14 protein-coding genes and 5 tRNA genes are annotated in these 19,349 nt (G+C 39.8%); 16 read left to right on the top strand and 3 right to left on the bottom strand.

The features are described from left to right. Nucleotide 1: 1 nt before the first annotated feature. The 10 genes from COD92_RS26025 (at nucleotide 2) to COD92_RS26070 (ending at nucleotide 8,899) form a co-directional block, all read left to right on the top strand. A tRNA-Gly gene (locus COD92_RS26025) sits at nucleotides 2-75 on the top strand. A 6-nt stretch (nucleotides 76-81) separates the two neighbouring features. Beyond that, nucleotides 82-158 (top strand) — tRNA-Ile (locus tag COD92_RS26030). 35 nt (nucleotides 159-193) lie between these two features. Next, nucleotides 194-268, top strand: a tRNA-Asn gene (locus COD92_RS26035). A gap of 11 nt (nucleotides 269-279) precedes the next feature. Beyond that, nucleotides 280-370 (top strand) — tRNA-Ser (locus COD92_RS26040). A gap of 10 nt (nucleotides 371-380) precedes the next feature. Beyond that, nucleotides 381-452: transfer RNA gene (locus COD92_RS26045), tRNA-Glu, on the top strand. A gap of 496 nt (nucleotides 453-948) precedes the next feature. Next, nucleotides 949-2,898, top strand: coding sequence for a 1,4-alpha-glucan branching protein GlgB (glgB, locus tag COD92_RS26050; RefSeq protein ID WP_098532233.1), 1,950 nt, complete (start codon nucleotides 949-951; stop codon nucleotides 2,896-2,898). Continuing rightward, the gene (locus tag COD92_RS26055) at nucleotides 2,840-3,985 is read left to right on the top strand and encodes a glucose-1-phosphate adenylyltransferase (RefSeq protein WP_098532232.1); all 1,146 of its coding nucleotides are present in this window, start codon (nucleotides 2,840-2,842) and stop codon (nucleotides 3,983-3,985) included. The genes glgB and COD92_RS26055 overlap by 59 nt, the downstream gene beginning before the upstream one ends. 48 nt (nucleotides 3,986-4,033) lie before the next feature. Beyond that, complete coding sequence (locus tag COD92_RS26060; protein WP_098532231.1) at nucleotides 4,034-5,065, top strand: GlgC family sugar phosphate nucleotidyltransferase; 1,032 nt, start codon at nucleotides 4,034-4,036, stop codon at nucleotides 5,063-5,065. After that, nucleotides 5,062-6,513, top strand: coding sequence for a glycogen synthase GlgA (glgA, locus tag COD92_RS26065; RefSeq protein WP_098532230.1), 1,452 nt, complete (start codon nucleotides 5,062-5,064; stop codon nucleotides 6,511-6,513). Before COD92_RS26060 ends, glgA begins: the two co-directional genes overlap by 4 nt. Continuing rightward, entirely contained in the window at nucleotides 6,503-8,899 is a 2,397-nt protein-coding gene (locus COD92_RS26070; RefSeq protein ID WP_098532229.1) for a glycogen/starch/alpha-glucan phosphorylase, read from the top strand. Before glgA ends, COD92_RS26070 begins: the two co-directional genes overlap by 11 nt. Before the next feature lie 121 nt (nucleotides 8,900-9,020). Here COD92_RS26070 and COD92_RS26075 read toward each other — a convergent pair whose 3' ends face one another. After that, nucleotides 9,021-9,959, bottom strand: coding sequence for a 1,4-dihydroxy-2-naphthoate polyprenyltransferase (locus COD92_RS26075; RefSeq protein WP_098532228.1), 939 nt, complete (start codon nucleotides 9,957-9,959; stop codon nucleotides 9,021-9,023). A gap of 344 nt (nucleotides 9,960-10,303) precedes the next feature. Between COD92_RS26075 and COD92_RS26080 the strand changes: the two genes are divergently transcribed. The 6 genes from COD92_RS26080 to menC all read left to right on the top strand — a co-directional run bounded on the left by COD92_RS26080 (nucleotide 10,304) and on the right by menC (nucleotide 17,763). Beyond that, complete coding sequence (locus COD92_RS26080) at nucleotides 10,304-11,704, top strand: isochorismate synthase (protein WP_098532227.1); 1,401 nt, start codon at nucleotides 10,304-10,306, stop codon at nucleotides 11,702-11,704. A gap of 2 nt (nucleotides 11,705-11,706) precedes the next feature. Further along, entirely contained in the window at nucleotides 11,707-13,455 is a 1,749-nt protein-coding gene (gene menD / locus COD92_RS26085) for a 2-succinyl-5-enolpyruvyl-6-hydroxy-3-cyclohexene-1-carboxylic-acid synthase (protein WP_098532226.1), read from the top strand. Beyond that, entirely contained in the window at nucleotides 13,452-14,261 is an 810-nt protein-coding gene (gene menH, locus COD92_RS26090) for a 2-succinyl-6-hydroxy-2,4-cyclohexadiene-1-carboxylate synthase (protein WP_098532225.1), read from the top strand. Before menD ends, menH begins: the two co-directional genes overlap by 4 nt. Before the next feature lie 18 nt (nucleotides 14,262-14,279). Then, nucleotides 14,280-15,098 (top strand): 1,4-dihydroxy-2-naphthoyl-CoA synthase, encoded by an 819-nt coding sequence (menB, locus tag COD92_RS26095; RefSeq protein WP_098532224.1) that lies wholly within the window; start codon nucleotides 14,280-14,282, stop codon nucleotides 15,096-15,098. Nucleotides 15,099-15,173: 75 nt separating this feature from the next. Then, nucleotides 15,174-16,652, top strand: coding sequence for an o-succinylbenzoate--CoA ligase (locus COD92_RS26100; protein WP_098532223.1), 1,479 nt, complete (start codon nucleotides 15,174-15,176; stop codon nucleotides 16,650-16,652). Nucleotides 16,653-16,656: 4 nt separating this feature from the next. Continuing rightward, entirely contained in the window at nucleotides 16,657-17,763 is a 1,107-nt protein-coding gene (menC, locus tag COD92_RS26105; protein WP_098532222.1) for an o-succinylbenzoate synthase, read from the top strand. A 295-nt stretch (nucleotides 17,764-18,058) separates the two neighbouring features. Here menC and COD92_RS26110 read toward each other — a convergent pair whose 3' ends face one another. Then, a complete protein-coding gene (locus tag COD92_RS26110; RefSeq protein WP_098531957.1) occupies nucleotides 18,059-18,220 on the bottom strand; it encodes a DUF1540 domain-containing protein in 162 nt (53 codons plus the stop codon). Nucleotides 18,221-18,300: 80 nt separating this feature from the next. After that, complete coding sequence (locus tag COD92_RS26115) at nucleotides 18,301-19,344, bottom strand: cytochrome d ubiquinol oxidase subunit II (protein ID WP_098531958.1); 1,044 nt, start codon at nucleotides 19,342-19,344, stop codon at nucleotides 18,301-18,303. Nucleotides 19,345-19,349 lie beyond the last annotated feature (5 nt).

Consider the following 19,349-nt stretch of genomic DNA (forward strand, 5'->3'; position numbering starts at 1 on the left):
TGCGGGTGTAGTTTACTGGTAAAACCTCAGCCTTCCAAGCTGATGTAGTGGGTTCGATTCCCATCACCCGCTCCAACATATGGGCCTATAGCTCAGCTGGTTAGAGCGCACGCCTGATAAGCGTGAGGTCGATGGTTCGAGTCCATTTAGGCCCACCATTGTTTTTTACAAAAACAAAATAACTTATAATTATTCCGCAGTAGCTCAGTGGTAGAGCTATCGGCTGTTAACCGATCGGTCGTAGGTTCGAGTCCTACCTGCGGAGCCATACTATTTTATGGGGAAGTACTCAAGTGGCTGAAGAGGCGCCCCTGCTAAGGGTGTAGGTCGGGTAACCGGCGCGAGGGTTCAAATCCCTCCTTCTCCGCCATAAAATAAATGGCCCCTTGGTCAAGCGGTTAAGACACCGCCCTTTCACGGCGGTAACACGGGTTCGAATCCCGTAGGGGTCATAAAAAAACTGATAACTTTTGTTATCAGTTTTTTTTTGCACTTTTTTCTCCCTTATAAAATAGACCTCCAGTACCCTGAGGGGGAAAAAGGACTGTCTAAAACTCATCTTGCTTGTGTTCCAAGCTGTATTTAAAGTACATTATATCTTCGAATTCATTATATCGATATAATTTAATTTAGATTCAAATTTTATAAATAATATTGATACCGTTTACATTTACTTCTTTTTACTCAATTTTTTAAATCCAATTTTATTATTAAAAAAATAACTTTTTAACTATCAATCCATAAAAAATTTAAAAAAAGATACTAGATTATTGTCGAACAACGAAGGATAATCTGTTGTTTACTGTCGTATTATGTCGGGTATTGATATTATATGACAAGATTAATCGGTTATTGTCAGAAAAGATAAAAAAGTTTTACGAGGCATCTGGGCCATTTGCAATTATAATTGGTCAAGAAATACATATTTTCAATGAGATGAGGAGAGCCATGACGGTGAATACACTTTTTCCGACAGATTATCAGCTGCATTTGTTTCATGAAGGCAGCTACTTCCAGAGTCATCAGCTTTTTGGCGCTCATATCTTTAAAGATTCCGATAAAGTCTATACACGATTTTGCGTCTGGGCTCCTAATGCCTTAAGGGTAAGGCTCACGGGAAATTTTAATAACTGGAATGGTGAAGGATATGAACTGCAAAAGGTAAACAATGAAGGAGTCTGGATCATTATTATTAATCAAAATCTAGACGGCTGCATTTATAAGTACGAGATTATTACATCTTCAGGTGAAAAGCTCCTTAAAGCTGACCCGTTTGCATTTTATTCAGAATTAAGGCCCCACACCGCTTCTATTGTATATTCATTAAATGATTATGATTGGCAAGATAGTCACTGGCAGAATCGTAAAGAAAAGAAGAATGTTTTATCGGAGCCAGCGATTATTTACGAAATCCATACAGGATCGTGGAAGAAAAAAGAGGATGGGAGTTACTTAACCTATAAGGAACTTGCAGCAGAACTTATCCCTTATGTAATAGAGCATGGATTTACCCATATAGAACTATTGCCTATCATCGAGCACCCGCTTGACGCCTCATGGGGCTATCAGGGGACAGGGTATTACTCTGTAACATCCAGGTATGGCACACCTGATGATTTTAAGTACTTTGTGGATCAGTGCCATCAGCAAGGGATCGGTGTCATACTTGACTGGGTACCAGGCCATTTTTGCAAGGATGCTCACGGACTCTACCGATTTGACGGCACCCACATTTATTCATACAGCACTGAATATGACAGAGAAAATGTAGTATGGGGTACGGCCAACTTCGATTTAGGAAAAGGAGAGGTCCAAAGTTTCTTAATTTCAAATGCGTTATTTTGGATCGATTACTTCCACATAGACGGCTTCCGGATGGATGCGGTAGCAAATATCATTTATTGGCCGGATACCACTAACGGAAAGCGCGAAAATCCCTTTGGAATTAATTTCTTGAAAAAATTAAATAAAGAAGTACATGATTTCGATCCCCATTTTCTCATGATTGGGGAGGACTCTACGGAATATCCTCATGTAACAGCGCCAGTACACTACGGCGGTTTAGGATTTGACTACAAATGGAACATGGGCTGGATGAATGACATGCTTGAGTATATGGAAACACCGCCTTACTTCCGGTCAAAAGTCCATTCAAAGGTAACGTTTTCACTTTTCTATGCCTTTTTTGAAAACTTTATGCTCCCATTTTCACATGATGAAGTGGTTCATGGGAAAAAGTCACTATTAGATAAAATGCCTGGAGAGTATGAGGAAAAGTTTGCCCAATTAAGGCTGCTGCTAGGATATATGTTTGCCCACCCTGGAAAAAAATTATTATTTATGGGGTTTGAAATAGGCCAATTTGCGGAATGGAAAGATAAAGAACAACTTGATTGGAACTTGTTGGATTATGACATGCACCGCAATTTAAACACCTATGTAAAAGTATTAACTAAATTATATAAACGCTCAAAGGCACTTTATGAATTGGATCATTTGCAGGATGGTTTTGAGTGGATTGATGCAAACAACAGTACCCAATCAATTTTTTCCTTTATTAGAAAAGGAAAAAAGGAAGAAGATACCTTAATTATTGTCTGCAACTTTACAGGAGTAGAGTATCCAGTTTATAAGATTGGTGCACCAAAAGCAGGTGAATATCGGGAAATTTTTAATAGTGATTACCAAGAGTTCGGTGGGTCAGGATTAATGAATAAGAAGACCATTTTAGCATCTGAAGAGCCTTATCATGGTCAGCCAAGTTCATTTGAGATTGTAATTCCACCGTTCGGTTTCCAAATCATAAGGCCAGTTAAAAAGCGGAAGGAGAGAAAAGGTAATGGTAAAGAAAAAGTGCGTAGCCATGCTATTAGCAGGAGGGAAAGGAAGCAGACTTAATTCGCTTACGAAAGAATTAGCGAAGCCTGCAGTACCTTTTGGGGGGAAATACCGAATTATCGACTTTACATTAAGCAATTGTACCAACTCTGGTATTGATACTGTTGGGGTGTTAACCCAATACCAGCCGCTTTTATTAAATTCCTATATTGGTATAGGCAGTGCTTGGGACCTTGACCGCAAAGACGGTGGTGTAACAGTTCTGCCTCCATATGCCGAGTCTTCAGAGGTTAAATGGTATACCGGAACCGCCAGTGCCATTTTTCAAAATTTAAATTATTTAAAGCAATACCAGCCGGAATACGTTTTAATCCTTTCAGGTGACCATATATATAAAATGAACTATGAGAGCATGCTTGACTATCATATTGAGAAAAGAGCCGATGCTACGATTTCTTTAATAGAAGTTCCATGGGTTGAAGCAAGCCGTTTTGGCATTATGAATACAAACGAGGATTTGAGAATTACGGAATTTGAGGAAAAGCCAAGCAATCCAAAAAATAATCTTGCCTCTATGGGCATTTATATTTTCAACTGGAACATATTGAAGGAATATTTAGAGATGGATGAACGTGACCCTAATTCCAGTCATGACTTTGGGAAAGACATCATCCCATTGCTATTAGACGAAAATAAAAAATTGTATGCCTATCCCTTTAAAGGGTACTGGAAGGATGTTGGAACAGTCCAAAGTCTTTGGGAAGCCAATATGGATTTATTGGGAGAAGATTGTGATTTAGATTTATTTGATAATGATTGGAGAATCTATTCCGTTAACCCAAATCAACCTCCGCAATATATCTCTTCAGATGCCATTGTCAGAGAGTCTCTGATAAATGAGGGCTGTACGATTGAAGGGAAGATAGATAAATCCGTGTTATTTCAAGGTGTGACAATCGGTAAAAACTCGATTATTAAAGAGTCCGTTATCATGCCAGATGCTGAGATTGGTGAAAATTGTTTAATTGAAAAAGCAATCGTACCTGGTGAGGTTAAAATACCAGACGGGACTGTTATTCGCTCCTTTGATGATGAGATCATCCTCGTAACGGAAGAGATGTTAAGCGGTCTTTATCCAGCCATATAGTATAAAAAAGGTTGGTTATTTAATAGAAAATTCAGGAGGGAATTTGGAGTGAAAAGAAAGCTATTAGGCGTAATTGATGCAACAACCTACCACGAAGATTTGGAGGATTTAGTAATCCACCGCTCACTCGCAGCATTGCCATTTGGGGGGCGCTACCGTATTATCGACTTTATTCTTTCAAGTATGGTCAATTCAGGTATACGCAGTGTGGCAATCTTTCCAAAGATGCAATACCGTTCCCTCATGGATCATTTAGGGTCGGGAAAAAATTGGGATTTAAATCGTAAGCGTGATGGACTTTTCTTTTTCCCATCCCCGATTGTAGAAAGTGATAGTAATAAAATTGGTTCGTTTGAACATTTTGCGGCTAATATGGATTATTTTTACCGAAGCGGCCAAGAATATGCTATTATCTCTAACTGTAACACTATTGTTAATATGAACATTAGGCCAATCTTAGAGTGGCATAATGAGGCAAAATGCGATATCACTGAAATCCGTCACCAAGATGGACGTTCGATGGAAATGTATCTAATTAAAACTTCACTGCTGATCAAATTAATTGAAACAAGACATGAGACAGGTTACACCTGTATGAAGGATGTTGTAACAGATCTAAATGCAGCGTATACGATTTGTCACTATGAATATAACGGCTATGCCGTCACAATAGATTCGATTGACAACTATTTCTCTACCAGTATGAAATTGCTCGAACCAAAGGTATGGAAGCAATTATTTTTAAAAGACCAGCCTATTATTACAAAAGTTAAGGATGAACCGCCTACTAAGTATGTGCAAGAGTCCGTGGTGAAAAATGCGATGATTGCAAACGGATGCCACATTAGCGGGACGGTCGAAAACAGTATTATCGCCCGTGGGGTGAAGATTGGCAAAGGGGCAGTTATTAAGAACTGCATTATTATGCAAAAGTGCCAAATCGAGGAGAACTGTTATTTAGATTCCGTTATTTTAGACAAGGACGTTAAGGTGGAGGCAGGTACTTATTTGGCAGGCACTGCACATGCCCCTTACGTTATTCGTAAAGGAACGAAACAAGGAGCGCTGATGAACTCGTGAAAATCTTATTTGCTGTATCGGAATGTGGCCCATTCGCCAAGTCTGGGGGACTTGCTGATGTTGCAGGATCACTTCCAAAAGAACTTAAGAGCCTTGGTACTGATGTCAGAGTAATTCTTCCGAAATATGGAACTATCTCAGAAGAATATAAACAGAAAATGAAGAAGGTTAAGGAATTTACTGTATCTGTAGGCTGGAGAAATCAATATTGTGGTATTGAAGAGCTTACACACCAAGGGATTACCTATTATTTTGTTGATAATGAATACTATTTTAAACGAGAAGGTTTGTATGGCTATTTTGATGACGGGGAGAGATTTGCCTATTTAAATCGGGCTATTCTTGAGGCGATTGCCGAATTAGATTTTTATCCCGATGTCCTGCATTGTCATGATTGGCATACAGCGATGATTCCTTACCTTTTAAGAACGGAGTACTACAAGCGAAAAGGGTATGGTTTGATTAAGACTGTGTTTACAATTCACAATCTACAGTTTCAAGGAATTTTTCCAAAAGAAGTATTGGAGGATTTATTGGGATTGGATTATCAATCCTTCCAATCAGGCCATCTAGAGTTCTTTGGAAATATCAATTTTATGAAAGGCGGCCTTGTAGCTGCTGACAAAATCACGACCGTTAGCCCAACCTATAAAGAGGAAATTCAAACCCAGACTTTTGGTGAGAAACTAGATGGACTCTTACGAGCAAGAAAAGAGGACCTTATCGGGATCTTAAATGGAATTGATGAGGATTTTTACAATCCGGCAATTGACCCATTAATCTATCAAAATTATAAGGTGGATACCTATTCTAAAAAGTCAGTTAACAAAAAAGAGATTCAAAAGAAATTTGGCTTGCCGCAGAGTGCTGCAACACCATTACTTGTCATGATTACAAGGCTGACGAAACAAAAGGGGCTTGATCTGGTAAGGTGTGTTCTCAGGGAAATTTTGCAAGAGGATGTTCAGGTCGTTATACTGGGAACGGGAGATTTTGAATATGAAGAATATCTCCGCCAAGCAGCACGGGTTTATCCTGATAAATTAAAAGTTTATACCGGATTTAGCGAGGAACTTGCCCATAAGCTCTACTCAGCAGCCGACTTGTTTTTAATGCCGTCTCAATTTGAACCATGCGGCCTTGGACAGATGATTGCCATGAGGTATGGTGCTATACCTATCGTTCGCGAAACAGGGGGCTTAAATGATACTGTAAAGGCATATAATGAATTTACAGGCAGAGGAAATGGGTTCTCTTTCCAAAACTTTAATGCCCATGACATGCTATATACTGTTCAGCGAGCACTAAGCTTTTATCTTGATCAACCAGTTTGGAAATCAATTGTTAAGCAAGCTATGGAAAAGGACTACAGCTGGGCGCAATCAGCATTTAGTTATAGCCAGCTTTATGCAGAGCTCGTCTCAAGGAGTGAAACTCATGTTTTCTAATAAAGCTAGTTTTAAGAAGACCTTCCTGAAAAGACTTGAGATGCTATGTGGGAAGAGCTTTTCTGAAAGTTCAGCACGGGATCAGTATCAAACCCTTGGCAGCATGATTCGGGAATTTGTGAGCAATGACTGGATTGCGACAAATGAACAATATCTTGCAGCTCAAGGAAAGCAGGTTTACTATCTCTCAATTGAATATTTATTAGGTAAGTTGTTACGACAGAATTTAATAAATTTAGGCGTTGAGGAAACCGTACAGATAGGACTTAAGGAATTAGGGATTGACCTCGATGAGCTTGAGGAGTTAGAAAGTGATGCAGGGTTAGGAAACGGCGGCTTAGGAAGATTAGCCGCTTGTTTTCTGGATTCACTTGCATCGCTTAATTTGCCGGGACATGGTCATGGCATTCGCTATAAGCATGGATTGTTTGAGCAGAAAATAGTCGATGGTTATCAAGTGGAACTTCCTGAGCAATGGCTGAGAAGCGGAAATGTTTGGGAAATTCGTAAACTTGACAGTGCAGTAAAAGTTCCGTTTTGGGGAAAGGTTGAAGCGAGGATAGAGAAAGAACGTCTCGTCTTTCACCATTTGAATGCTGAAACGGTTACAGCGGTCCCGCATGACATGCCTGTTATCGGTTATAACACACAAACTGTCAATACATTAAGGTTGTGGAATGCCGAGCCATCACAATTTCCAATTGATGCGGATATATTAAAATATAAGCGCGAGACAGAATCCATTTCCGAATTTCTATACCCTGATGATACCCATGATGAGGGGAAAATCTTAAGGCTAAAACAGCAGTACTTTTTAGTGTCAGCCAGTATACAATCTATCTTAAGAACTTACCGAAAACAACATTCCAGCTTAAATGAACTACATAAACATGTTTGTATTCACATCAATGATACACACCCAGTTTTGGCTATCCCAGAGCTTATGAGGATCCTAATTGATGAAGAAGGATATGAGTGGGACCAAGCATGGCACATTACGAAAAATACCATCTCCTATACCAACCATACCACTTTATCTGAGGCGCTTGAGAAATGGCCGATTCATATTTTTCAGCCATTACTGCCAAGAATTTATATGATTGTCGAAGAGATCAATGAGCGCTTTTGCCGTGAACTATGGGAACAAACCCCTGGTAATTGGAAGAGGATTAGTGATCTTGCCATCATAGCCGATAATTTTGTGAAGATGGCACATCTAGCTATTGTAGGAAGTTTTAGTGTAAATGGTGTCGCCAAGCTACATACTGAGATACTTAAGAAGCGGGAAATGAATCAATTTTATCAACTATACCCGGAAAAATTTAATAACAAAACGAACGGTATTGCTTACCGACGTTGGCTGTTAAAGGCAAATCCGAAATTATCCTCGCTTATCACTGACGCAATTGGGCCCTCTTGGATGAATTCAGCTGAGGAACTTAATCATTTACAAAACTATCAGAATGATTCGTCGTTCTTAGACCGGCTTTTAAAGATAAAAAATGAAAATAAACAACGGCTTGCGGATATCATTTTAGATAAAACAGGAGTGGCAGTAGATACTGAAGCTATTTTTGATGTACAGGTAAAACGACTTCATGCCTACAAGCGCCAGCTTTTAAATGTTTTACACATCATGCACCTATATAACAGGATAAAGGAAGATGCTACTTATCCGATTGTCCCAAGGGTGTTTATTTTTGGTGCAAAAGCTTCTCCTGGTTATTATTATGCAAAAAAGATTATCAAATTAATTAACACTGTGGCTGAACAAGTCAATAATGACCCAAGGGTCGGAAATAAACTAAAGGTGATTTTCCTTGAAAATTATCGGGTTTCCCTAGCTGAAAAAATCTTTCCGGCCTCAGATGTTAGTGAACAGATTTCAACTGCTAGTAAAGAAGCCTCTGGTACAGGGAATATGAAGTTTATGATTAACGGTGCCTTAACCGTGGGGACTTTGGATGGAGCCAATATAGAAATTAAAGAATTAGTTGGCCCATCAAATATCTTTACATTTGGATTAACTTCAGACGAAGTCCTACATTATTATCAGCATGGCGGCTATAATTCCCGCGAGTATTATCATCATGATTATCGAATCAGGCAGGCGGTTGATCAACTCGTCAATGGATTCTTTCCTGGTGTTAATAATGAATTCGAACCGATATTTGATTCACTGCTAGAAGAAAATGATCAATATTTTGTCTTAAAGGATTTCGCTTCTTATGCAAACGTGCAGGAACAAATAGGTCAACAATTTGCCGACAAGAGCGGGTGGCAGAAAATGAGTTTAGCTAATATTGCTCATGCGGGCCATTTTTCGAGTGATCGCACCATTCGGGAATATGCGGATGAAATTTGGGGGATTAAGTCTCTTAAGTAAGAGAAAAGCTTCTGCCATTGGGCAGAAGCTTTTTTTCTTATGAGTATGATAATGATTCGTACTCCAGCCCCTAGGAAAAAATGAACTACTTTTTTCCCTGAACAAGGCGCTTCCGCTTTTCTTATGAAAAGAAATGACCGATAAAAATGCCTATTGCAAGTAAGAATCCAAAAATGGTATTGGTTTGAGCAGTTGCAATCATGGCAGGTGCCATTTTAAGTGGCACATTATTCTCAATAAACCCTTTTATTGCTTTAACTGGTTTTGGAACACTCAATATGACTATTGCTGTCCAGAATGGAGCAATACCACTGATGATAAGTCCCAAAATCCAAAGATAAGAAAAGGTAAACATACCAGCTAATAGATAAATCGCCTTCTTCTTACCTAATAAAATCGCTACTGTTTTACGGCCATTCTCTTTATCACCATCAAGGTCGCGGATGTTATTAGAAAGCATAATCATACCTACTAAAACCATACTAGGTACGGAGAGAAGAATACTTGAATGATCAACAGTTCCAGTTTGTATAAAGAAAGAAATTAAAATAATCAGCATGCCCATAAAGAACCCTGAAAGAAGCTCACCAAATGGTGTGTAGGCAATTGGAACAGGGCCACCTGTGTAGAAATAGCCGACGGCCATACAAACGAGCCCCACAATGGCTAACCACCAGCTGCTATTGGCACAAATATATACTCCAAGCAATAAAGAAATGAGATAAAATCCAAAAGCAAGATTAATGACGGTTTTTGGTTTGATTCCATCCCGAACAATGGTTCCGCCAATTCCTACGGATTCTGCTGTATCCAAGCCTCTCTTAAAATCGAAGTATTCATTAAACATGTTTGTAGCCGCTTGTATTAACATACTAGCTACCAGCATGGCAAGAAAAAGTCCGATATGAATTTTACCGTTCTTAAGAGCTAATGCCGTTCCAAGCAGAACTGGAACAAACGATGCTGTAAGTGTATGAGGACGGGTCATTTTCCACCAAACTTGAAAACCGCGGTTAGCATCAATGTCCTGCTTTGAGTTTTGTTGTAAATTTGACTGCATACATTCTCCCCCTTGTAAATTTTCTCTCTATATTATGAAGTTTTACTAGCGTTTAGGGTTGTTTCCCACACCTAAGTGTATTGGAATCCCCTATTTAGTGTCAATTAATTTTTGTTTTCAAAACTAGAAGATAATCCCTGTTCGATTATTATCTGCTTTTCGTGGAAAACTGTAGGTATAAAAACCGATTTTCACTCTCTTTTATAATTTTGATATATAATAAGGTATAAAGCTGTCCAGGTAGTGATTAGAATTATTGACTTATTTACAATGGGAGTAGTATCTTAGAATAGGCTTTAAGATGAATGGATAACAGTCATTTCGGCTGTTTTGGAGGGATTTGTTTGATTACCATTCAAGAAACAGAAATAAAAGAAAGGGGTCTTTTAGGGGTAAATCGGGCGCGAGAATTAGGCAGGCCCATTTTAATGAGTGTAGTTCATAAAATGGACACGACTAATCCTTTATCCTTTTTTAATGCTGGAAAAGACCGTTATTGCGGGGAACGTTTTTTTTGGAAAGACCCGACAAACGATATGGTTCTAGTTGGACTAGGAATTTCAAAGCAAATTCAATCGGATCAGGCTGCTGACCGCTTTTTTCATGTTGAAAAAGAGTGGAAAAGCTTTTTAAAAGACGGTTTTATTTTTAATCAATATAAAGTCGACGGTGTTGGCCCTCTTATGTTTGGAGGCTTCTCATTTGATCCTTTTAAAGAAAAAACAGAACTTTGGTCCAAATTTGCAGATTCTTTATTTCACATACCCAAATTCTTATTGAGTATCGTCCGTGGTGAAACCTTTTTAACCACAAATATTATTTTTACACCAAATGATGATTTATCACTTTATAGCAAGAGTTTGGAAGAAAGAAATCAACTGCTTGATTCATTAAGAACAAGGATTAGCACAAAATCTCCCTCATTAATGAGGAAAAATGAAATCTTTCCTGAAAGCTGGAAGCAAACGGTTGATGGTGTTGTGAAAGAATTAACAAATGGACCTTTGAAGAAAGTAGTCCTTGCTCGTGAGCTAAGATTAGAATTTAGTTCGGAGGTTGAAGCAGAAACAGTCCTTGAAAGTTTATATAAACAGCAGCCGGCAAGCTATATCTTTGCTTTTGAATCGAATGGAGATTGCTTTATAGGAGCATCACCAGAACGGCTTATAAAAAAACAAGGCGATGAAGTCTATTCGACCTGTTTGGCAGGTTCGATTTCTCGTGGTAATACAGAACAAGAAGATCAAATATTAGGACAGACTCTTTTAGCTGATCAAAAAAATCTGATTGAACACGGGTATGTAGTCGAAATGATTAAAGAAGCACTCGAGCAATCGTGTAAAGAGGTTATTTTACCTGATAAACCGCAATTAATGAAAATGAGGGATATTCAGCACCTTTATACTCCGGTAATTGGAAAGTGCGGTCCAAACACATCCCTTTTGTTACTTGTAGAGAAGCTTCATCCAACACCTGCTCTTGGCGGGCTTCCCAAAACTTTAGCGGTAGAAAAGATAAGAGAAGTAGAAGAGCTAGACCGAGGATTATTTGGCGGTCCCCTCGGATGGGTCGATTATCAGCAAAATGGTGAATTTGCTGTAGCTATCCGCTCTGGGCTTATCCAGGAGCAAGAAGTCTCCTTGTTTGCCGGATGTGGTGTGGTATCCGATTCAAAATCTGAAGATGAGTATCTGGAAACTGCTTTAAAGTTTAGACCAATGCTTCGCGCTCTTGGAGGAAAATAATTATGAATCATCAAGAATCATTAACTGCTTATATTGCAGCCTTTGTTTCAGAACTTGTCTTAACTGGTATCACTGATGTAGTCGTTAGCCCTGGTTCGAGGTCAACTCCGATGGCAATGGTCATGGCTGAACACCCTGATTTAAAAGTTCATATCCATGTTGATGAACGTTCAGCTGCTTTTTTCGGACTAGGGATGGCTAAAGCAAAAAACATGCCTGTCGCCATTTTGTGCACATCTGGTACGGCAGCAGCTAATTATTTTCCCGCGATAGTGGAGGCAAAATATTCCCGTGTTCCTTTGCTTGTCCTAACAGCTGACAGACCACATGAATTAAGAGAAGTGGGAGCTCCTCAGGCCATTGATCAACTGCATTTATATGGCCAGCATGTAAAATGGTTTGCTGATATGGCACTGCCGGAGAACAGCAATGAGATGCTCCGCTATGCGAGAACCATTTGTGCAAGGGCCGCAGCTATTGCTACCCAAGCACCTGCAGGACCCGTACATTTGAATTTTCCGTTCCGTGAACCACTGATCCCGAAGATAGACGAAAGTCTCTTTGCGCTTTCAGAGCGGCCAAAGGGGTATGTCAAGGTTCATAATGGCGATATTACGATAAGCGACGAAGAGGTTAAGGATATTGCGAAAGATTTGACAGGCAAAGAAAAGGGAATGATTGTTTGTGGTAATATAACGGATGAAAAATTTGCAAAAGCAGTCACAGACCTAGGAGCAAAGTTAAACTTTCCTATATTAGCCGACCCCTTATCACAATTACGAAGTGGACGACATAAGCTTGAGAATATTATCGATGCTTATGATACCTTTTTAAGGAATGAAGATGCGAAGTCCCTTCTTAAGCCGGACGTTGTGTTACGATTTGGAGCAATGCCAGTTTCGAAAGCGTTAACGATATTCCTAAAAGAACAAGGTGCAGATCACTTTGTAATTGACGGCGGGGGCGGCTGGCGTGACCCTTCCACATTATCATCGAGTATGATTTTTTGTAATGAAACGATGTTTTGTGAAAAATTAGTTACGTATTTGGACGCGAACTCTTCTTCCTCGTTTTTAGATGATTGGAAAAAGGTGAACCAGCTGACAAAAGAACATATGGCGGTTATCCGTGATGTACGAGAATTGAGTGAAGGAAAGCTGTTCTATCAATTAGTCGACCAGCTTCCAGAAGAAGCTACCCTTTTTGTGGGTAACAGTATGCCTATCCGTGATTTAGATAGCTTTTTCTTATGTAATCATAAATCGATTAAAGTAATGGCCAATCGAGGGGCCAATGGGATTGACGGGACCGTTTCAACTGCAATTGGTGCTGCTGTTTATACAAAATCCTTATACTTAGTTTTGGGGGATTTAACCTTTTTCCATGATTTAAATGGTTTGATTGCGGCCAAGCTTTACGATATTGATATTCATATTATTCTCATTAACAATAATGGCGGGGGAATCTTTTCTTTTCTTCCACAATCCGAGCATCCTCAGCATTTTGAACTATTGTTTGGTACCCCATTGAATATAAACTTTGAGCATGCTGTTAAAATGTTTAATGGGAATTACAACAAAATAGCAACTTGGGATCAACTTGGGACCTTATTAAAACAAAGCCATCACCAAAAAGGGATCCATGTTTATGAGATTGAAACAAATAGAAACAGAAATCGTGATGAACATCGTGAACTTTGGCGTTCTGTTTCCCAGGAAATATCAAATCTTGTCGATGGAGCGCAGGAATGATTGTGGTTATTGAGGGGATTCGCTATCATCTAGAGGTTCGTGGTGAAGGATTTCCGCTTATCTTACTGCATGGCTTTACGGGCGATTGGTCTACCTGGGCATCCTTTTTTGACAAATGGGGCAGCCACTCGAGGCTGATCGTTCCTGATATCATTGGACATGGCGAAACAGAATCCCCTGAAGGGCTAGGACCTTATCAAATCGAATCCATGGCAAATAGCTTAAATACCATTTTGGAGAAAACAGGTGTTGATCAAGTAGACTTGCTCGGGTACTCCATGGGCGGCCGGCTTGCCTTAACTTTTGCGCTTCTTTTCCCGAACCGAGTCCGAAAGCTGATTTTGGAAAGTGCATCCCCTGGTCTTAAAACCGAGAGCGAGAGAGAAGTTCGCCGTATGAATGATGCAAAACTTGCAAACTTTATAGTAGACAAGGGATTGAAGTCTTTTGTTGATTATTGGGAAGATATCTCCTTATTTCAAACGATGAAGAGACTTCCTGTTTCAGTAAAAAACATAATAAGAGAACAGCGCTTAATGAATTCTCCCTTGGGGCTTAAAAATAGTTTGCTTGGAATGGGGACCGGCTCACAGCCATCTTGGTGGAAGCAGCTAGACCAATTAAGCTGTGATGTTTTGCTGCTTACAGGCAGTGAGGACCAGAAGTTTTGTCGAATTGCAGAAGAGATGGAAGTTAGGATAAAAAAAGCCACCTGGATTGTCGTTGAAAATAGCGGACATGCAATTCATGTGGAAGAACCTGAAAAGTTTGGTACAATAGTAAGTGACTTTTTGTCAAATCAATAATAAAAGGAGGACATCATTTTGGCAGTAGAATGGGTTCCAGGAAAAAAGTATGAAGAAATTCTATATGAAACTTACAATGGGATTGCAAAAATCACCATTAACCGTCCACATGTACATAATGCTTTTACACCGAAGACTGTTATGGAATTAATCGATGCTTTCGCATATGCACGTGATGATTCAAGGATTGGCGTTATTGTATTAACTGGTGCTGGAGATAAAGCATTTTGTTCCGGTGGAGACCAGAAGGTAAGAGGTCATGGAGGATACGTTGGAGAAGACCAAATTCCTCGCTTAAATGTTTTAGACCTGCAGCGCTTAATTCGTGTAATTCCAAAACCGGTAGTAGCAATGGTTAAAGGCTATGCGATTGGCGGCGGTCATGTTTTACATATCGTATGTGACTTAACGATTGCAGCGGATAATGCTATTTTTGGTCAAACAGGTCCTAAAGTAGGTAGCTTTGATGCTGGGTATGGTTCTGGTTATTTAGCAAGAATTGTTGGCCACAAAAAGGCTCGTGAAATTTGGTATCTCTGCCGTCAATACAATGCACAGGAAGCATTGGATATGGGCTTAGTCAATACGGTTGTTCCGCTTGAGCAAGTGGAAGAAGAAACAATTAAGTGGTGTGAAGAAATGCTTGAGAAAAGTCCAACTGCTCTTCGTTTCTTAAAAGCTGCATTTAATGCTGATACAGATGGTTTAGCTGGTATCCAACAATTTGCCGGTGATGCTACATTGCTTTATTATACAACTGATGAAGCAAAAGAAGGCCGCGATGCCTTTAAAGAAAAACGGAAGCCTGACTTTGGTCAATTCCCGCGTTTCCCTTGATTTGAAGATTCCCTTCTGCAGCTTGATGGTATCCATCAGGCTGTTGTTTTTATATAGAGAAAAGAGGGTGCAAAAATGCAAAATGAATCGATGCCTAATTTATTAATCAAACGTGCTCTTTTAACTCCAAATCGGATTGCTATTTATTTTCAAGACCAAACGTTAACATTTCATGACTTATATGAGTGTTCCTTAAAAGTGAGCGGGAGACTTCAAGCGTTGGGCATTCGGAAAGGGCAGTTCGTGGGCGTATTATTGAAAAATCATTTGGATACGGTTACGATTTTATTTGCTCTTCAGTTACTTGGAGCTCGAGCAGTTATTTTAAATAATCGATTGACGGCAGCTGAGCTTGTTTTTCAATTAAAGGATTCAAGATCTGCCTTTCTGATTTTAGAGGAGTCCTTTACTCAAACCGAAGCGGTGATTACTGAACAAATCGACCAATTGACAACCATTACTAAGACTAAATTAACTCAAATAAAGTCAGAAGAACCTTATATACAAGAAGAAATCAGTCTCACTGATATCTGTACCATTATGTATACATCAGGTACAACGGGGAATCCAAAAGGAGTAATTCAGACATACGGAAATCATTGGTGGAGTTCAACAGGCTCAGCCCTTAATCTCGGAACAATAGATAGTGATTGCTGGCTCTGTGCGGTTCCTCTTTTCCATATTAGTGGTTATTCAATCTTAATGCGCAGTGTTATTTATGGGATGCCGATCGTTCTCCATGAACATTTTGATGTGGAGCAAACGATAAAAGATATTCAACTAAAAAAGGTAACGATTATGTCAGTAGTGGGTACCATGTTAACCCAAATCGTTGAAGCGCTGGAGGACAGACGATTACCCGCCTCTTTCCGTTGTATGTTGTTAGGGGGCGGGCCAGCACCATTACCATTATTAGAAGCATGTGTGAAAAAGGATATTCCTGTTTTTCAATCGTACGGAATGACGGAAACCTCTTCACAAATCGTCACACTATCCCCAGAAGACAGTTTGCAAAAACTTGGTTCTGCAGGAAAACCCTTATTCCCTTCCCAGCTACGAATTGAGCATGAAAATGGTGAGACAGCCAAAGCGGGTATGCCTGGTGAAATTGTGGTTAAAGGTCCAAATGTTACTCCTGGGTATTTAAACCGTTCGGAAGCTACCGAAGAAAAGATTCGTGACGGCTGGTTATATACAGGCGATATTGGTTATCTTGATGAGCAAGGATTTTTGTATGTAAAAGATCGGCGAAGTGACTTGATTATCTCCGGTGGAGAAAATATCTATCCTGCTGAACTTGAAGCAATCCTACTGGCACACCCGGATGTAATGGATGCTGGCGTTACCGGCGTTGAGGATAAAAAATGGGGACAGGTTCCTGTCGCCTTCATTGTAAAAAAGAAAGACACAAATCTATCAGGTGAGGAGCTGCAGCGATTCTGTATGGAACGTCTCGCGAAGTACAAATTGCCTACGGCTTTTTATTTTACGGAACTGCTGCCCAGAAATGCAGCTAAGAAATTATTGCGAAGAAAACTGAGAGAGTGGGTGTAAGGGGATGAAAATTGCTCAGGTTGAGCTTTATATTATTCAAATGCCCCTAAAATCCCCATTTTTAACGCACTTAGGTGCAGTAACCCACCGTGAGGGGATCATTGTAAAGATAATGGATCAGGATGGCTGCTTTGGACTGGGAGAGGGAGTGGCCTTCTCAACACCATGGTATACAGAAGAGACAGTTGCGACAAGTTTACATATGATTACGGATATATTAATTCCCTTGTTAAAAAAGAATCCCATTCAGCAGCCAGAGGAAGCTGCCCTGCTTTTTAAATCGATTAGAAGAAATCATATGGCGAAGGCAGCCCTTGAAACGGCTTTATGGGATTTATACGCAAAACAAAACTCATCCCCCTTATCCGCCCTTCTTAACGGGACCCGTCAGGTAATTGCTTCGGGTGTAGTCGTTGCCACGGATTCTGCTGCAAATGCCCTTAAACAAATTGAGCAGTATCTCGAGGAGGGGTACCAAAGGATAAAGGTGAAAATTAACCCCCAACAGGATTATTCTTTTCTAGCCGAAATACGAAAAGTATATCCTGAGCTGCCGATTATGGCAGATGCTAATTCCGCCTATACCTTAAAGGATATCGAACGGCTAAAGGCGTTAGATGAATTTAATCTGCTCATGATTGAGCAGCCGCTCGCCCATGACGATATCATTGAACATGCTGTACTTCAAAAAGAAATAAGGACGCCTATTTGTTTAGATGAAAGTATTGTAAGTTTTGATGATACAAGAAAGGCCATCGAACTAGGAAGTTGTCAAGTCATTAATATTAAAGTCGGCCGTGTGGGCGGTCTTTATGAAGCAAAACAAATTCATGATTACTGCTTTGCCAGGCAAATTCCTGTTTGGTGTGGAGGGATGATCGAGTTTGGAATCTCACGTGCCCATAATATTGCTCTAGCCTCATTGCCAGGGTTCACGATTCCAGGAGATATATCTGCATCCAACAGATTTTGGGAGGAAGATATTATCCTGCCGGAGGTGCAAGTGAAAGGTGGCTTTATTAAAGTACCTGATGAGCCGGGTATTGGATTTAGCCTTAATGAAAAGAGACTGAAAGAAACTTTATTATCAACAAGAACATTTCGATTATAAATTGAAAAAAGGTGGATCAGCAGATGCTGATTCACCTTTTTTGCCGAAAGTATAAAGTTTTTAACTTTGAGAACTGTCTAGCTCCAGCGCCTNNCCTAGCCCCTCGATGGTCTACAGACGAGCCGTCCAAAAGGTTAAAGAGCAACCTTTCGGCCGGCCCGTCTTATGCTTGGCTATAGAAAGCTATCGCTTTCTGTACGCATTAAGGGCGACTAGTCTTTGACCCTGCTTTCACTGGCCAGTCGACAAGTCGCCCTATATCGGGGCTGACCAAGGCGCTTGCCTTTTCTTACAATTAGGAAAGCTCAACAGGTTCAAATGTTTTACAATCAGTTTCTCTGCTATTATCAGCTGTTTCGCCTGTATGGCTAACAACATAAATTTGATCCGCACTGCATCTATTTCCACTTGCCCAAAACGTACAGTTATTTACCTCACACAAAACATCTTTTGCCATTTAGTATCACTCCTTTAATTAGGATACACAGATAGCATTTGAGGAATGATCGGATAATATCCCTTCCATAAAAGGGGAGATTACTTTCTGCCCAGCTTGATTTGTTTTAAGTATCGTTTATCATTCATAAACAGGCTCCAAAAGTAAATAAACCCTGGAAAAAGGATCGCGAAACCGACAATATAGGTGATAAAAATAGCACGAAAAGAATTAGGGTCAGTAAACGCCGAATGAATCGTTACTTTGGGATAGACAATATAGGGCAAATGGGCCTTACCATAGACATAACTGGCTAGTAAATACTGGATCGTTATTGCAATGACTGATAAACGTGGCCATCCCTTAATTTTTGATTTAGTGGAAGGAAGTAATAAACCCAGTCCTCCAATTAAGAAGAAGGCAAGTGATAAATAGAGAAATGGCAGGTCATTCATCATTTTATTATAAATCCAAGCAGCTTCTGATTTTAATGTAATCATAATCAAAAAAGCCATTAATAATGAGACTGGACCGATAAACAAAGCATCTCGACGGTAGGCATTGTAGGCGTCAAATTCCTCGGAAGCTTTAGAGTAATCCGCTAACAAAAGGGAGGAGAGAAACAAAGTACTCGAAATGGCAAAGCCAAAAAAGGCGTATTCGTTAGGGCTCGAGAATAGTCCAGCTAGATCTAATGTTTGGCGGTTGTTAGAAAAATGAACATATTCGCCATGTGTTATAGGCAGGACACTGATTAATAAGCCGGGAATTAAAATCCCGCAAATTCCGGAAATATAGGTGAGCGGCTTTTTATATTCATCTGCAATATTAGAAAAAACAAGAAATGCACTTCGAATGGAGAGCAATAACAAAATGAGACTACCTGGTATTAATAAAATGGTACCAAGCGTATAAGCTCCCCTAGGGAACAAACTATAAACAGCTACGACCAGGGCCACAATAAAAGTATTGGTCACCTCCCATGTAGGAGAGAGGTAACGATTGGCAATGTTTGTTGCCTTAGTTTTTTCCCGATTAATATAAAACATTGACCAAAATCCTGCCCCAAAATCCATTGTTGCCATAACAGCGTAGATAAACACAAATCCCCATAGGACTGTTACCGCAAGATAAACATCCAACATGTTTG

This window comes from Bacillus sp. AFS037270, from assembly GCF_002585305.1.

Excerpts from the sequence above, each read along its gene's own strand:
- glgB (WP_098532233.1), top strand. The coding sequence starts at position 949 with ATGACGGTGAATACACTTTTTCCGACAGATTATCAGCTGCATTTGTTT.
- COD92_RS26055 (WP_098532232.1), top strand. The coding sequence starts at position 2,840 with ATGGTAAAGAAAAAGTGCGTAGCCATGCTATTAGCAGGAGGGAAAGGA.
- COD92_RS26070 (WP_098532229.1), top strand. The coding sequence starts at position 6,503 with ATGTTTTCTAATAAAGCTAGTTTTAAGAAGACCTTCCTGAAAAGACTT.
- COD92_RS26075 (WP_098532228.1), bottom strand. The coding sequence starts at position 9,959 with ATGCAGTCAAATTTACAACAAAACTCAAAGCAGGACATTGATGCTAAC.
- menD (WP_098532226.1), top strand. The coding sequence starts at position 11,707 with ATGAATCATCAAGAATCATTAACTGCTTATATTGCAGCCTTTGTTTCA.
- menH (WP_098532225.1), top strand. The coding sequence starts at position 13,452 with ATGATTGTGGTTATTGAGGGGATTCGCTATCATCTAGAGGTTCGTGGT.
- COD92_RS26100 (WP_098532223.1), top strand. The coding sequence starts at position 15,174 with ATGCAAAATGAATCGATGCCTAATTTATTAATCAAACGTGCTCTTTTA.
- menC (WP_098532222.1), top strand. The coding sequence starts at position 16,657 with ATGAAAATTGCTCAGGTTGAGCTTTATATTATTCAAATGCCCCTAAAA.
- COD92_RS26110 (WP_098531957.1), bottom strand. The coding sequence starts at position 18,220 with ATGGCAAAAGATGTTTTGTGTGAGGTAAATAACTGTACGTTTTGGGCA.
- COD92_RS26115 (WP_098531958.1), bottom strand. The coding sequence starts at position 19,344 with ATGTTGGATGTTTATCTTGCGGTAACAGTCCTATGGGGATTTGTGTTT.